Genomic DNA, 15,044 nt, shown 5'->3' with positions numbered 1-15,044 from the left:
GGGGAAAAACGCAGAGGACAATCCTCTGCGTGTGTCGGTCAGAATGCCCAGGAGACGTTCACCGAATAGTTACGCGGTTCGCCATACACCACGTAATCACTGGCCCAGGAATAGTATTCCCGGTCGAAGAGGTTTTCGATATTCGCCTGCACCGCCAGCTGTTTCGTGACCTGGTAGCGAGCAAACAGATTCGCCAGTGGATAACTGCCCTGATGGACGCGGGTGGTTTCGCCATCCGGTCCACTGGCATCCTGATATGTTCGATTCTGCCAGGTGAGGCCGCCGCCCACGGTAAGGTCGCGCAGCATCGGTAACTGGTAACGGCTAAAGAGCTTAAACTGCGTCTGAGGCATGTTACTGTTGAAGCGCCCTGTGGAATCGCGTGCGACGTAGCGCGTGGCGCCAAAGGTCATTTGCAGGTTATCGGTCACCGCACCGTTCAGCTCAAACTCCGCGCCCTTGCTGACGGCGCCTTTTGCTGCGTAGTAGGCCTGCTCGCTGCTGCCGTTGACGTGATTATCGCCATCGGCCTGGCCTACGTTATCCTGCTCAATGCGGAACACGGCAACCGTCGCGGTTAACCGACCGTCCAGCCAGGCGGATTTCAGGCCCGTTTCGTAACTTTTTCCGGTGACAGGCGAGAGGTAACTGCCTTTCTGGTCGCGGTAGGTCTGCGGCTGGAAGATAGAGGTATAGCTGGCATACGCCGACCAGATGTCATTGATGTCATACACCAGCCCGGCATACGGCGTAATGTTGTTTTTACTCATATCCCCACTGGAACCGTGGGTGCTCCATTGGGTGTAGCGCGCGCCTACAATTAAAGAGAGCGGGTCAGCCAGCGAGAAACGCGCCGCCGTGTAAGCAGATTTTTGCCGCACGATGTCATCGGATGTTAGCGTCCAGTCGCTCCACGCGGGCTCTGCGAGGCTACCGTTCCAGTTGTTATCAAACACGCCAATATCTGCTGTATCAATATCCGCTCCGGCGCTGTAATAGCGGTTGGTCTGTCGGCTGTAGCTCATGCCCGCAACCAGCTCGTGCTGGCGCCCCAGCAGCGTGAAGGGCCCGGTGGTGTAGGTATCCACGGAATCGAGTTTCCGCTTGCCGCGATCGAGACTGCCATAACCCGACAGGCCTTCCCCGGTGGAGCGATCCGGGAAGCCGAAGGAGTAGAGCAGTTTCGAATCAAACGAGGCTTCCGCATGTGTGCCATTCATGCGCAGGCTCCAGCCATTATCAAACTCGTGGGTCAGGTCGGCGAAAACTTTGCGTGACTCAAGATAGTAGTGCGCCCAGTCTGCTGAGGGGTTAGTGCTACGATCGTAATGGGTTTTTACGCCATTACTGTACCAGGTTGGCAGCCCGCCCCAGGTCGGATTACGGGTGGTGCTTTGCTGATAATCATAGCCCAGCGAAACGGTCGTGTTGTCGGTGATGTCAGCATCGACAACGCCGTAGAAGAATTTTTTGCGTTTATGATAACGATCCAGCCAGCTGTCCTGATCCTGATATCCGGCGATGATTCTGCCGCGCACTGAGCCTGTGTCGTTCAGCGGGGCAGAGAGATCGGCGACATAGCGCTGTTTGTTCCAGCTGCCGTAGGTAACGCCGACGTTGCCCGTGAATTCACGGCTGTCGGCGCGTTTGCGCACCATATTGACCGAGGCCGCCGGGTTGCCTGCGCCGGTCATTAACCCGGTTGCGCCGCGCACCACTTCAATACGATCATAAATGGCGGTGTCGTCACCCGCATCGCCAAAGTTCCACTCATCGCTGACGGAGGTTGGAATATCATCAAAGGTATAGTTGTTGATGTAAAAACCACGAGAAAAATAGCTGGAGCGTTCGCTGTCAAAAATATTGGCGGAGATCCCCGTGGTATTCGCCAGCACATCGCCGACAGTTTCCAGGTTTTGATCCTGCATGCGTTGTTCGGTAATGACGCTGACCGACTGCGGCACATCGCGTGGTGTGAGCAGCATTTTGGTACCCGCACGCGTCGTTTTTACGCTGTAGTCCTGGCGCGCCTGCGTATTATCAGGCGCGTCCGTCGCTGCGCCATCAACCACCATGACATCCTGCGTATCGGTATTTTCCGCAGCGACTGCTGAGCCAGAGGCGAGGGCGAGATGAATCATCGCCGCCAGGCTTGAAAAAAGAAAGCGTGATGCCCTTGCTGAAGATCGCTGTGCGGAACGGGGAACCCTGTTAAAACAACCCATTGTACGTTCTCATATGTTGTGTTTGTTATAGAAAAATCTGCCACTGTGATCACCGCCCAAATGAGCGAATGGCAATGATAATCATTTGCCTTATCGAATTGAGAAATGATCTCATCTAAATTGTAAGTTAATGTAAATTCTTTAATTATCACAGTGTTGTAAGGGTTTTTCGCCAACAGGCCTGGGGCGGGCGTTGTGCGAAGAGAAAGGTGGTTAATCGCCGCAAAGAGCGGGTGAGGCGATATGACAGCAGAGCAGGGACCGTTTGCCAAAATGGCGATAATAAGTATGATTCTCATTCTCTAATGGTTGCCGTCACGGGAACCTTTATCCATTGAATGGAGTACAGAATGAAATTAGTGCTTACGCGCCGTCACGTTACGGTAGCTTTTGCGATTGCTGCTGCGCTGGGACTTTCAGCATGCCAGTCTCCGGCGGCGAAGAATCCGCCGGTAGAATCAAAAACGCAACCGCCAGCCGCCAGCAGTGACGTTACGCAGCGCGTATTAGCGAATGGACTCTATGAGATGAATTACGCGCCGACGGAAAAGGCGCTCTATGTCGCCAGCGCACAGGGTTTTAAAGATATTAACGGTGGCGTGTTGTATCGTCTGGACCCGGCAACCCTTGCCACTACCGGTGAAACGCATACCGATTATAAAAACTTTGGCATGGCGAGCGAGCCGGACGGAAGCGTTTTCTACACCACCAACTCCCTTGATGGTGCCGTATCGAAAGTGGATGCCAAAACCGGAAAAATTCTGCAACGGGTGAAATTTAGCGAAAAAGGCCCGGACGGCGACCCGGTTGGCGCGCGTGAAATCCTGTGGCACGACGGACTGTTGTTTATCGGCGGGGTGGCAGATCCCGGCCTGATTTGGGTGGTGGATGCCAAAACCATGACCCTGAAGACCCGCATCAAAAATGCCGGGAAATGGGTGACCGGGATTATCTACTCGCCCACCACCGATCGTATTTACGCGGCCAATGGCGGCGGTGAAATTCTGGTGATTAACCCGAAAAACTACCGTATTGAAAAACGCCTGACCGCAGGGGATGGCAAAAGCTACCTGTTCCTGAACATGGCGACAGACCCACAAACGGGGCGTCTGTTCGTGACCGATGACTCGAAGGCGAAAACCACGCTGGTGTTTGATGAGCGCACCGGACGCGTGATTAAACGTCTGGAGGGCGATGCGCTGGGCATCAAGTTTGACGCGAAACGCAATGAGATCTTTATCAGCCAGCGTGAATCGAAGAAAGTGTTGCAGCTGGATGCCACCACCTATGCGGTGAAGAAAAGCTGGTCATTTGACGCCCGCCCGAACAGCCTGTTACTGACGCCGGACGGTCAGACGCTGTACGTCACGCTGAAGCAAGACTTCAACGACGACAGCACCACCAAAGGCCCGGATAGCGTGGCACGGATTGCGCTGAAGTAATAAAAAACGGGAGCCTGCTGGCTCCCGTTTTCTCTCCCGCCGGATATGTTACCAGCCACACACTTCGTGTTCATTCTCGGTATCGTACGCACGCACGGTATTGATCAGATCTTTCACCACATCGGCAGCAACATCAGGTATCAGCAATTCCATCGGTTTATCGGTTTCATAATCCACCGAAATGCCGTTGCTGTTGTTCGTGACGGTCACCGTATAGGTTGCTTTACCCATGATGTTTACTCCTTATGCGAATTGACCACTTTGCCCAGGCCTGCGCCTTCAAGTTTGACATCCGGGTCGGCAAAGAAGTCGATATTGAAATAGGTATCGTCAGTCAGAAGCTCAATTCGGTGCCATTTTTGCGGCGGCGAAATACCGAATGACCCGGCTTCGATAATAATGTCGACGTCAGGCTCAGTGGCCTCGGCGTCAGGAAAACCAAAGTAGCGCACCGCGCCCTGCATCACCGACAGGCGGCCATAAACATGTGCTTTGGTGTTGTGGTGAGTGAACAGCGCTTTTGGCGCGGTGTCTTTATTCCAGAACGGTGTTGAACGGGAATGAATAAAATTTTCAGGAATACGCAGCATAATTGGCTCCTTACTTAGTCGCCTTGTGAGCTTAAAGGGATCTCAAAACATCAGCTTCCACGAAAAAATCAATCTGAAAAACAGTATCTTCGGTCATCAGTTCTATCAGATGCCATTTCTCAGGTGGAAACACGCCAAAGTGACCCGCTTCGATCAGTAACTCGGCTTCAGGCTGTTCAATCGTCTCATCAGCATAGCCCAGGTATTTCACCGCCCCTTTATGCACCGACAGGCGAGGGTAGACCCCCTGGCGCGTACCTTTATCGAGATGACGCTGGAAAATACCGGCGGGTGCCGTCTCTTTGTTCCAGAACGGCGTGGAACGCGTATGAACACAACTTTGCGGAATCCGTAACATGTTTCCCCCTGTTTTGTTACGGGTTATTAGAGCACGAAGTGCCGGTCGAAATTTATCAAAAAGTGCATTTTAAATACTACTTTAAAAGGGGTAGATCACTATAGGTTCACAAAAACATTCATTTATTGGCACATAAATGTTACAACTACAGCGTAATATATCGCCATGAAGGGGAGCGTTGAGTATGGTGCTGGAAAAATTGCGGACAAGGAACGGCAAAAAATTTCTGCTGTGTGCCTGCACAATATTTGTGATTGCGTTGTTTGTCGTGGGGCGGGCAACGTTTGGCGGCGTAGTACGTGAGTACAACCTGCCTTATTCGGAGTGGACAACGGGCATGTTCTTTTTGCAGGGCGCAATGGTCATGGTCTACAGCTGCATTTTCACCGTGCTGGGGTCGATTCCATTCGGTTTTATTTTCCTAGGTCCCAAAGAGAGCCACAGCTAATTTTATCAGGCGAGCACGGCTCGCCTGAATTTTCCCTCTGTCAACGATGATGCGAGTGGTGATGACCGCCACGGTGATGGCCATGATCGATGATGCATCCGCTGAGTGTGCTGCTCAATACAATTAATAAAGAGAGTGCGAGCAATTTTTTCATTATAAGTGTCTCCTGTAACACGCTGTCGCCGTAAATAGTCTATGCGATTCAGCTGAGACGATTGTTATAAAAGCCCATGCATTAGTAGATAAGATTACTCCGTATTCCTCATGGCTCCCTGCGTCTTTGCGCCTAATTCTCATGCACATAAATTAGTCAGTTGTACATTAATTTGTTAATAACCACACATTTAAAGCATGAATAGCCTATTTTTCTGATAGGTTCTTTCTGGACAAGCTAAAAACACAAAGTGTGTTACGTTTAAAAGGATGACTTTTATGATGGTGCGCATGTGAGACGTGTTCAGGACAGTTTACGAAAGAAGCAGGCGTTGCTGGTGGCAGCAGGGATCACTGGCCTGTTAATTTTCCTGTATCTCTTTTTTATGTATCAACGTGCGATTACTCAGGTCAATGACGGCATTAATGCGCTGGAAAGCAATATGCTGGCCATCTTTAATGATAATGAATTAATTGCCGATGCCGCAGGCGTGCGTTATCAACAGCTAAAAAGTAATAACCTGTGCGGCAATTTGAGCGATTTTCGTCCACGTAATCGCGATGAATGGGGCATCAATGCTGACAGGTCGGTTCTTAACCCGGGCTACGGCACGCTGATATCCCGGACGCAGAGTGAAGAAGCGCGCTGTATGTTTGCCGCAGGCGAGTTCGTGCGTGCCAGAATGAACACGCTGAATCCTGGGCATTACGATACCCATCGTTATATTGTGGCGCATGACGCGCACTGGTTTTATTGGTTTACCAGTAAAGACTCCGTTCGCTTTTCCTTTGATTCATCACAAATGGCGCGTAATCCTGCCGCCTTTTTCCAGATTCCAGAATCGTTTTATGACCGCTTATTACTCAAAGATTCTCGTAAAAAAGCGCGGAGCTCGACCAATTTTTATACGGATAAAATAACCGGTGAAAAAGCCTACAGTCTGGTGAGTTATATCTACGATCTTTCTGCCGGACAGGTGAGTAATCATATTGTCGGTTATTTACTGTACGATTTTTCGAAGCCCGAGTTACAGCGCGCTTTACGCGAGTCGTTCAAAAATAACGTCCCTTCTGAGCTGATGCTGAAATTTGTTAACCGCCAGGATGGCAGCCATCTTTGCTTAACGGATAACTGTAACTGGCCGACGGTTTATCAGGTTTACGATCTTTCCGATCGCTACGAATTCCGCTATGCGCTGCCGCTTTATTTATACATCTTACATGATCCGATGGCCTCAACGGCTGTGCTGCTGGCGCCGTTGCTCTTTTTATTACTGTTTTTTGTTATTCGCCGCAGGCTAAATAAAGGTGACAATCGCTTCTATTCTGATGCGCTCACCGGCAGTTATACGCGCAATATTCTGGAACTGATTCAGAAGCATGAACTGCGTTACACAACCGTTCTTCTGTTTGACTGCAACAAGTTTAAAGCGATCAACGATGCCTGGGGGCATAGCGTGGGAGACCGCGCGCTGAAGATTATCGCGCAATGTATGCTGGATAACGTCCGTGCCGTACACGATCTGGTGATCCGAACTGGCGGTGATGAGTTTGTCATTTTACTGGCCAGCGCCAGCAAGGAAGATGCGCGCTATATTGCTGAACGGATTGCTACGCAGGTAACGCAGCATGCCTTTACGGTAGAGGGCGAAGTGGTGCCGTTATCCGTATCATGGGGAATGTCTTCAAGTGCGGATAATCTGGATAGCGCAATCCAGCAGGCGGATGCCGACATGTATCGGATGAAGAAGAACGAACAGCAGGAGTCAGGCCGGTAAACCGGCCTTCGTGCAGGTTTACCACCAGCCTAATTGTGTCCCGGCGACGGCAACAACCGCCACAATCAACATAATGATGGTTGTTTTTCTCATTTTGCACCTTCTGGCAGCGCATAGCCGCCAATAAAGAACCAGCTCAGAAAAATGACCGCCACAATAAAGATGACGATGGGGAACGCGATACCTAGCCTCATTATTTTATCCTGAATGTTATTTATTCATGTTGTGTAGGGTGAACCTTAACCGATATGCCAGGGGGATTATAGCTGGCGGCGCATTTGTTTATCCAAATACATAGCGCTGTCGGCGGCGCGCATGGCGCTTTCAATGTCTGTTGTGTTGGGATCAATATCAATCACGCCGATACTGGTTCCCGGATAGTGAAGCGTGGTTTCTGCTAACGAATATTCACCACTGAGCAGCTCCCGTAACGCACTGACGAACTGTGTTTGTTCACTCTTTGAGGCACAGAGTACCGCAGCCAAAAATTCATCGCCACCCAAACGCCCGACCAGGCCATCTTCCGTGTTAAAGGCCAACAACCGTTGTCCAACCTGTTGCAAGAACCGATCGCCACAATGATGGCCGTAATGGTCATTGATGGCCTTAAATTTATCAAGGTCAATATAGGCCAGCGTAATATGGCAGCCCACTTTTTGGGCATGCGAGAACATCGTCTCCAGATTTTCAAATATCGCCCGGCGATTGGGCAATCCGGTTAATGCATCTGTGTAGGAGTGATATATCAGCGCCGCATTTGCCGCGCGCAGCTGATTCACCAGCGACTCCTTCTCAATGTAGCGCGCAATAATACTGGCGAACAGCTGGAGTACTTGCTCCCCGTTCAGGCTAAAAGGCATGGTTTGCTTACTGGAAGCGCACAGTGTTCCATACAGCGACCCGTCGGCCAGATGCACCGGCGTACTGAGAAACGTGGTGATGCCAAGCTCGCGCGCACGTTCGCAATCCGCCCAGTGGACGTCAACGTCGTTACAGAAGAAAAAGTTTTCATCCATTGCTCGTTTGCATAACGACTCTTCCCAGGGAACGGAGGCATTTTCCGGGATGGTCATATCACCGCTATTGCGCGCATAAACAATATGTTGCAGCTGGGCTTCCGTATCGATTTTGGTCAGATACGTAGACTCCATATTAGTGACCAGCTCAAGCATTTCGAGTAACTGGCGAACCAGACACTCCAAAGATTGTTCCGTGGCAAGGGTGTGCGATACCCGGGCAAGAATGTTGTCGGACATGAAAAAAGCTCCCGTACAGCAGGGAGTACGCCGTACGTTGGTAAGAATTTTCTGACTGCTCGATAAGAATACAGCCTGGATATATCAAATTTTATACATTCTGGCGCAGGAACATAAGGCTTTAAGGGCAAAAAAAAGCCCCATCGGGGGCGATGGGGCAAAAACTCATTGATTATGGAATGATCTGTTCTCTGGTCAGTTCGAGAACGAGGTGTACTTTATTCGGCAAAAGTGCAGTTAAAATGGAGAAATCGTGGAGTTTAAAGTGAAACCTCATCTAAAAGGAAAAAGCATGTCGAAACAGTATCTGATCGGTGCCGCATTACTTCTCGCTGGATGCGCACAACAACAACCCGATGCGCCACCGCCGCCAAAACAGGTGGGGATGGCTAACCCGGCATCGGTGTACTGCGTGGAAAAAGGCGGCAAACTGATTGCACAGAAGAGTGCTCAGGGGGAGAGTAATCTCTGTCAGTTGCCGGGCGGCGAGCGTGTGGATGAATGGACGCTCTGGCGCCGGGATCATCCGCAGAAACAGTGACAACATCGCGGCTCTTGAGTAAACTCAGCTTAGGATAATTCTTAACCAAAGAACGCGAGTAGAAAGAGAGCATGTTTTTGCATAAACCGGGCAGTACCGCCCTGATTATTGCCTCGCGCACCACAGCAGGTCGCGCGAATATTGGTAAAGCCGTTGAGCTGTTTGCGCTTTGCGCGCCGGGAGAACGTATTTTAAATCCGGTGAATGGCGTGATGACGCAAATCCCTGCGCAATCGCCGCGCGCCTTATGGCTGGTTACCGGTGATGTGCGGGCGGCAGATGGGCAACACGGATTCGCGTTTGTGCGCAGCGAATATCTACTGCCGCTGACGCCGGATGCGTTGCCCGAAGAGGAAAAAGCGCTCAGTCTTGCGTAATGCTACGCCGCCGGGCGTAGCATTGAAGAGTCTTACAGTTTGCTCAGCCAGTCGGCTAACACTCGCGCATGGTTTTGCGTGGTGTTGGTTGCGGCATAAAGTAGCGTAAGGCCCTGCGTATTGGCGATGCCCTGCAGGCGAACGCCTTCCTCGCGATGCTGGTTCAGTTCATCGCGATAGTGCTGGCAGAAGGTCGCAAAATCGATCACCTCGCCATGATACGCCTTACGCAATTCGGCAGACGGCGTGAGATCTTTACACCAGTCATCGTAGACAAGGTTTTCCTTTTTGATACCGCGCGGCCACAGTCGGTCAACGAGCACGCGATAACCATCCTCGGGTGTTGCTGCGTCATAAACGCGTTTACACTGGATCATCTCCTGCCTCCTTTACACTCATCCAGATGATGGACTTTCCACAATACCACCCCCTCCCGGGTATTGCTATTCAGGGACGACTCCACCAGGATGACACGCATAATGTTGTTCGAAAAATTGTTACGTATAAGGACCACTCATGGAAAACCCAGCTGTCAAAAACTCCCTTCGTATTGCCCTGGTTGGCGATTACAACCCCGACGTGACAGCCCATCAGGCGATTCCGCTGGCGATTGATGACGCGGCGGCGGTGCTGGATATTCCCGTGGACTACCATTGGCTCGCGACTTCAGATATCCACAGTACCGATGATTTAGCCGAATTTGACGCCATCTGGGTGGTCCCGGCCAGCCCGTATAAGAACAGCGAGGGCGCGTTTTTGGCGATTCGCTACGCGCGCGAAAACAGCCTGCCATTCCTGGGCACCTGCGGTGGTTTCCAGCATGCGGTGATTGAATACGCACGTAATGTCATGGGGTGGGACGATGCTGCTCACGCCGAAACCGACAGCGAAGGCCGCATGGTGATTGCGCCACTGAGCTGTTCGCTGGTGGAAAAAACTGACACTATCGAACTGCGTACAAATACGCTGATTGCTCGCGCGTACGGGCGTGATGAAATTACAGAGGGTTACCACTGTAACTACGGGGTCTCCGCGGATTTTGCGGCGGCGTTACAGGACCAGCCGCTGCGGGTGACCGGCTGGGATGAAGAAGGGGAGATTCGCGCTGTTGAACTGGTGACGCATCCGTTCTTCGTGGCGACGCTTTTCCAGCATGAGCGCAATGCGCTGGAAGGGCGTCCTGCGCCGCTGGTACAGGCTTTCCTGTACGCAGCGGCAAATTAATCGCTTAGTGAATTTCCCGGTCGCGTCCGGCGAGTGCGCCAAACAGCGCCATCACCAGTGAAATGACCGCCACGGCGTAGAGTGGGATATGCCAGTCACCGCTGGCGTCGTGGATTTTCCCCATCAGCGGCGGCCCGCAGGCGGCCAGCAAATAACCCACAGACTGCGCCATTCCCGAAAGCGCGGCGGCCTGATGTGCCGAGCTGGCGCGCAGGCCGATAAAGGTCAGACCGAGGATCATCGTCGCCCCGGAGCCGAAGCCGAAAATGAGCGTCCAGACAACTGCCTGCGCAGGGAAGAGCCAGTAGCCCGCAGCACTCACGGCACACATTAGCGCGACGAGTATGGCGATCCCGCGCTGATCTTTGAGCCGATGCAGGATCAGCGGAATCACAAATCCCGGTGCGGCGGTCGCCAGCTGCAACAGCCCATGTAGCGATCCGGCCTGCGCTTCACTGTAGCCCTGCCCAATCAAAATGGCGGGCAGCCAGCCGATCACCACGTAATAGACCAGCGAGTTGATCCCCAGAAACAGTGTGACCTGCCAGGCCAGCGATGAACGCCAGATCCCCCGACTTTTCAGGGTGCGCGAGGTGGTCAGCGTGGCGGTTTTTGCCGCGCGCCACTGCGGTAACCACAGCAGGAACGCCAGCAGTGGAAAGACCATCAGCCCCAGTAATGCGCCACGCCAGCCGAAACCGTTCAGGGCCAGCGGCACGACCATGGCGGAGCCCAGCGCGGCGGCGGCACCCATGGTGACAGAATACGCGCCGGTCATGCGGGCGACGTTGCCTGCAAAATCGCGTTTGATTAACCCTGGCAGCAGGACGTTACCCAGCGCAATTCCGCAGCCGATGATCGCCGTACCGATGAACAACAGGCTGACTGCCGGTAACGAGCGCACCGCAATCCCGATGCAAATCAACAGCAGGGCGACAAACAGACTGCGTTCAATGCCGAGGCGTTGCGCGATCCCCGCAGCCAGTGGGGACACCAGCCCAAAAGCCAGCAGGGGGAGGGTCGTCAGCAAACCGGTTTGGGCAGTGGTTAAGCCGTATTCCGCGCGAATAGCGTCAAGCAGAGGCGCGGCACCGGTAAAGGTGACGCGTAGCGTCGAGGCGATCAGTAAGATGCCCGCAATCAAAAGCCAGGTGTGGCGGGCGGCAGAAGGTGAAACAGTACGCATAGCATTCTCAGTAAAACGATGGGAACAAGACGATACCCTGTTTAGCGCAGGATGAAATCAAGCTAAAATGACAAATTATCGCTAAATTCGGACAAAATTATGTTGGGTCTCGGTCTTGATGGTTATCACCCCGACGGTCATCACGATGTGGCAGTGGCGTTCAGCGTCCAGGTCGCGCCCGATGAGCAGTACATTGCGCAGCATCAGCATCGTAAAGGGCAATTGATTCTGGCGCTGCATGGTGCGATTACCTGCGAGGTGGAAAATGCGCGCTGGATGGTACCGCCCCAGTTTGCGGTGTGGATCCCCGGCGGGATGCCGCACAGCAATCGGGCAACGCCGCAGGCGCAGCTCTGTTTTCTGTTTATCGAGCCCGGCGCGGCGCTGATGCCCGATCACTGCTGTTCTCTGAAAATTTCACCGCTGGTGCGCGAGTTGATTCTGACGCTCGCGCAACGACCTGGCAACGCGCGACAGACGCCGCAAAGCCAGCGCCTGACGCAGGTGCTGTTCGATGAGCTTCCGCAGCAGGCTGAGCAGCAGCTACAGCTACCGGTATCGCCGCATCCGAAGATTCGCCTGATGGTCGAGACCATGGAGGCGCAACCCGCGCAGTGGCAGACGCTCAGCCAGTGGGCCAGCCGTTTTGCCATGAGTGAACGCAATCTGGCGCGGCTGGTGGTCAAAGAGACCGGGCTCAATTTTCGCCGCTGGCGGCACCAGTTGCAGTTGATTCTGGCGCTGCAAATGCTGGTGCGCGGAATGGCGGTACAGCAGGTGGCGCTGGCGCTGGGTTATGACTCCACCACCGCGTTTATCACCATGTTCCGTAAAGGGCTCGGTCAGACGCCTGGACGCTATCTGGCGAGCCTTACGACTTCCCAATAAGAATCGAGACCAGTCCGGCAGCAATCAGCGGGCCCACCGGAACGCCGCGAAACAGCGCCACGCCCAGCACGGTGCCAATCAGCAACCCGGCTACCAGCTGTGGCTGGCAGCCCATCAGCACGACGCCGCGTCCGCCAAGCCACGAGACAAAGACGCCAACCGCTATCGCCACCAGCGATTTCCAGTTAACGAATGAATGCAGCAACGTGGAAGGCGGCAGGGTCCCGCTGGCAATGGGCGCCATGACGCCGATGGTCAGGATAATAATCCCGATGGTCAGCCCCTGTTTCTCAATCCAGGGGAAAAAGGTATTTAGCGGAGTGACACGAACAATAATCAGTACCAGGATGGAGACGGCTACGGTGGTGTTATGACTGACGAAGCTGAGTGCCGCCAGACCAAGGAGGATCAGCAGGGTGGTATCGAACATGAAAGGAAATCCTTGCCAAAAAAAGTAAGCCTGCTTACTTTACGCGCAACCGCGTGAATAAGCAGGCTTTTTTTAACATCTGGCGATCATTCTGGCGTCTGCACAATCAGCCAACCAGCACTGCCACCAGCGGGCTTCCTTCACGGATAAATACCGGAATCGTTTCCAGCGCGGCATCGACGGTAATTTGCTGCTGCCCCGCGTAACATTCACCGTTCAGTGCTACCCAGCGATGATTGCCAGGAAGCCACAGGGTACGTTCGCGCTGACCCGCCTGCATCACCGGCGCGACCAGCAAATCGTCACCAAACAGGTACTGATCTTCTACCGTCCAGCTTTTGGCTTCATCCGGATAATGCCAGAACAGCGGGCGCATCAGCGGGTCACCGTGCTGCTGTGCATTGCTGAACAGCGCATCGATATAGGGACGCAGCTTCTCGCGTACCGAAAGCCAGTGTTGCAGTGTGGCGAAGTTGGCTTCGCCGTAGCTCCACAGCTCATTTGGCGAACCGCTGTTACACTGTGGAATACCGTTACGGTAGCTTTCCGCTGGCTGAATTTGCGGCTCACGATAGCCGTGCATCCGCAGTACCGGGCAGAAGACCGCCCACTGGAACCAGCGGATCAACAGCTCGTGGAAGGCCGGGTCGTGAATATTGCCACCCTGAAAACCTCCGATGTCCGTGGTCCACCAGGGAATGCCCGCGAGCCCCATATTGAGCCCTGCGGCGAGTTGGTTGCGGAACGCATGAAACGAGGAGTGGACATCACCCGACCACGCGAGCACGCCGTAACGCTGGCTGCCTGCCCAGCTACAGCGAACCAGGTTACAGATTTCCTCTTCGCCTTCCGCTTTCAGACCATCATAAAAACCCTGAGCAAAGTCGCGCGGATACTGATTACCCACTTCCAGAACCGGGCCGGCGTGATAGCGATAGTTATCGAAATCGTAGGCGCGATATTCGGGTTCGGCTTCATCCAGCCAGAACAGCTTAATGCCCAGGTCGTGATAGTTCTTTTTCACCGTTTCCCAGACGAACTGACGGGCTTGCGGATGTGTTGCGTCAAAGAAGGTGGTATTGCCCATAAAATCGAGATTCACCTGCACGCCGCGATCGCTGGTTACCAGCCAGCCTTTGGCTTTCATTTGCGCAAAGAGCGGGCTGCGGGCTTCGACGGTCGGCCAGACGGAGACCATGAGTTCGATACCGAGCGATTTCAACTCTTCAACCATTGCGCGCGGGTCGGGCCAGTCAACCGGGTCAAAACACCAGGTACCCTGATTCGGCCAATGGAAAAAATCGATAACCATCACTGAGAGCGGGAGATGACGCCGACGATACTCCCGGGCGACCTCCAGCACTTCCTGCTGATTGCGATAGCGCAGCTTGCACTGCCACAGGCCGCTGATAAATGCGGGGGCAGCAGGTGGCGTGCCGGTGACGCGCGCATATTGCCGCGTGATATCGGCAATGCTGTCTCCGGCGGTTACCCAGTAGTCCATTTCTCCGGTGACCTGCGCTTTCCAGGTTGTCTGGTTTTTGGCAAAACAGGCTTCGCCGATGGCGGGGTTATTCCACAGCAGGCCATAACCGAGGCTGGATTGCATAAACGGCACGCTGGCCTGTGAATTACGTTGCGCCAGTTCGAGCGTACAGCCTTTTAAATCGAGCCAGGGTTGTTGGTATTGCCCCATACCGTAGATTTTCTCGTCAGGACGCGACTCAAAACGCACCGTGAGCTGATATTTCCCGCCCGGTAGCGGTTTGAATTCGCGCCCATCCAGTTTCAGCGCGCTGACATATTTATCCTGGCTCTTCTCGCTGGCGCCAATACCGACCGTCGAGCGCTGTCGCCACATCTCTTCAAGCAGCAACTCGTTGCGCTGGTTGTAAAAGGCCAGTTGCCCTTTCAGATTGAGCACCGCGCGAATGTTGCCGTTGCGCAGGGTTAGCGTCTCCGGGCCGGTGGTGATTTCCGCCGGGCAGTCGTCAGCGCACAGTAGCGCATGCCGCGCATCGCTGAAGCCGGGCTGGCAGGTCGCACGCACGCGCAGGCTGTTTTTACCCCACGGCTCAATACGCAGAATTTGTCGCTCAAAGCGCCACTCAATGCTGTTGGTATTTTGAATTAATTCACTCATGTTGG

The 15,044-nt window shown here is 53.6% G+C and carries 18 protein-coding genes; 7 read left to right on the top strand and 11 right to left on the bottom strand.

The features are described 5' to 3' along the window. Positions 1–38: 38 nt before the first annotated feature. The gene (gene fhuE / locus ACWWFX_RS15365; protein WP_473224181.1) at positions 39–2,141 is read right to left on the bottom strand and encodes a ferric-rhodotorulic acid/ferric-coprogen receptor FhuE; all 2,103 of its coding nucleotides are present in this window, start codon (positions 2,139–2,141) and stop codon (positions 39–41) included. Continuing rightward, a complete protein-coding gene (locus tag ACWWFX_RS15360) occupies positions 2,138–2,524 on the bottom strand; it encodes a hypothetical protein (RefSeq protein ID WP_473224180.1) in 387 nt (128 codons plus the stop codon). Before ACWWFX_RS15360 ends, fhuE begins: the two co-directional genes overlap by 4 nt. 51 nt (positions 2,525–2,575) lie before the next feature. On the opposite strand from ACWWFX_RS15360, the gene ACWWFX_RS15355 reads away from it, so the two are divergent. Then, complete coding sequence (locus ACWWFX_RS15355; protein ID WP_456145381.1) at positions 2,576–3,667, top strand: YncE family protein; 1,092 nt, start codon at positions 2,576–2,578, stop codon at positions 3,665–3,667. 48 nt (positions 3,668–3,715) lie between these two features. Here the strand turns inward: ACWWFX_RS15355 and ACWWFX_RS15350 are convergent, their stop codons facing one another. Genes ACWWFX_RS15350 through ACWWFX_RS15340 form a run of 3 tightly spaced genes read right to left on the bottom strand, consistent with a single transcriptional unit; the run spans position 3,716 to position 4,615 of the window. Beyond that, positions 3,716–3,898, bottom strand: coding sequence for a DUF1869 domain-containing protein (locus ACWWFX_RS15350; protein ID WP_015964818.1), 183 nt, complete (start codon positions 3,896–3,898; stop codon positions 3,716–3,718). 5 nt (positions 3,899–3,903) lie between these two features. Further along, entirely contained in the window at positions 3,904–4,257 is a 354-nt protein-coding gene (locus ACWWFX_RS15345) for a TehB family protein (RefSeq protein ID WP_473224179.1), read from the bottom strand. Positions 4,258–4,288: 31 nt separating this feature from the next. Beyond that, positions 4,289–4,615, bottom strand: a complete 327-nt coding sequence (locus tag ACWWFX_RS15340; RefSeq protein WP_015964816.1) for a TehB family protein — start codon at positions 4,613–4,615, stop codon at positions 4,289–4,291. A gap of 184 nt (positions 4,616–4,799) precedes the next feature. Here ACWWFX_RS15340 and ACWWFX_RS15335 point away from each other — a divergent pair, with 184 nt between their 5' ends. Together ACWWFX_RS15335 and ACWWFX_RS15330 are read left to right on the top strand one after the other, a co-directional pair. Then, positions 4,800–5,063, top strand: a complete 264-nt coding sequence (locus ACWWFX_RS15335) for a DUF2534 family protein (protein WP_015964815.1) — start codon at positions 4,800–4,802, stop codon at positions 5,061–5,063. A gap of 446 nt (positions 5,064–5,509) precedes the next feature. After that, entirely contained in the window at positions 5,510–6,994 is a 1,485-nt protein-coding gene (locus ACWWFX_RS15330; RefSeq protein ID WP_327621853.1) for a GGDEF domain-containing protein, read from the top strand. 89 nt (positions 6,995–7,083) lie between these two features. Here ACWWFX_RS15330 and ACWWFX_RS15325 read toward each other — a convergent pair whose 3' ends face one another. Together ACWWFX_RS15325 and ACWWFX_RS15320 are read right to left on the bottom strand one after the other, a co-directional pair. Beyond that, the gene (locus ACWWFX_RS15325; RefSeq protein ID WP_015964813.1) at positions 7,084–7,188 is read right to left on the bottom strand and encodes a YoaK family small membrane protein; all 105 of its coding nucleotides are present in this window, start codon (positions 7,186–7,188) and stop codon (positions 7,084–7,086) included. A 66-nt stretch (positions 7,189–7,254) separates the two neighbouring features. After that, positions 7,255–8,250: a sensor domain-containing diguanylate cyclase gene (locus ACWWFX_RS15320; protein ID WP_473224178.1), complete on the bottom strand. Its 996-nt coding sequence runs from the start codon at positions 8,248–8,250 to the stop codon at positions 7,255–7,257. 292 nt (positions 8,251–8,542) lie between these two features. Here ACWWFX_RS15320 and ACWWFX_RS15315 point away from each other — a divergent pair, with 292 nt between their 5' ends. Beyond that, entirely contained in the window at positions 8,543–8,791 is a 249-nt protein-coding gene (locus ACWWFX_RS15315; protein ID WP_041686470.1) for a putative hemolysin, read from the top strand. A gap of 71 nt (positions 8,792–8,862) precedes the next feature. Continuing rightward, a complete protein-coding gene (locus ACWWFX_RS15310; protein WP_456145383.1) occupies positions 8,863–9,168 on the top strand; it encodes a hypothetical protein in 306 nt (101 codons plus the stop codon). 32 nt (positions 9,169–9,200) lie between these two features. Here ACWWFX_RS15310 and ACWWFX_RS15305 read toward each other — a convergent pair whose 3' ends face one another. Then, on the bottom strand, positions 9,201–9,545 hold the full coding sequence (locus tag ACWWFX_RS15305; protein WP_149464741.1) for a DUF488 domain-containing protein: 345 nt from the start codon (positions 9,543–9,545) through the stop codon (positions 9,201–9,203). 139 nt (positions 9,546–9,684) lie between these two features. Between ACWWFX_RS15305 and ACWWFX_RS15300 the strand changes: the two genes are divergently transcribed. Next, positions 9,685–10,392 carry a CTP synthase C-terminal region-related (seleno)protein gene (locus ACWWFX_RS15300; protein WP_276220136.1) on the top strand — a complete coding sequence of 236 codons (708 nt, stop codon included), beginning with the start codon at positions 9,685–9,687 and terminating at the stop codon, positions 10,390–10,392. A 4-nt stretch (positions 10,393–10,396) separates the two neighbouring features. Here ACWWFX_RS15300 and ACWWFX_RS15295 read toward each other — a convergent pair whose 3' ends face one another. Next, positions 10,397–11,578 (bottom strand): CynX/NimT family MFS transporter, encoded by a 1,182-nt coding sequence (locus ACWWFX_RS15295; RefSeq protein WP_276220135.1) that lies wholly within the window; start codon positions 11,576–11,578, stop codon positions 10,397–10,399. 96 nt (positions 11,579–11,674) lie between these two features. On the opposite strand from ACWWFX_RS15295, the gene ACWWFX_RS15290 reads away from it, so the two are divergent. After that, on the top strand, positions 11,675–12,466 hold the full coding sequence (locus ACWWFX_RS15290) for an AraC family transcriptional regulator (RefSeq protein ID WP_473224241.1): 792 nt from the start codon (positions 11,675–11,677) through the stop codon (positions 12,464–12,466). Here ACWWFX_RS15290 and ACWWFX_RS15285 read toward each other — a convergent pair. Then, positions 12,450–12,896, bottom strand: a complete 447-nt coding sequence (locus ACWWFX_RS15285; protein WP_473224177.1) for a DUF441 domain-containing protein — start codon at positions 12,894–12,896, stop codon at positions 12,450–12,452. The two genes, ACWWFX_RS15290 and ACWWFX_RS15285, sit on opposite strands and share 17 nt — an antisense overlap. A 106-nt stretch (positions 12,897–13,002) precedes the next feature. After that, positions 13,003–15,039, bottom strand: a complete 2,037-nt coding sequence (locus ACWWFX_RS15280; RefSeq protein WP_473224176.1) for a glycoside hydrolase family 31 protein — start codon at positions 15,037–15,039, stop codon at positions 13,003–13,005. Between the last annotated feature and the right edge of the window lie 5 nt (positions 15,040–15,044).

The organism is Pseudocitrobacter sp. 2023LY-00077 (genome assembly GCF_055796175.1).
This window is presented reverse-complemented; position numbering and strand designations above follow the sequence as displayed.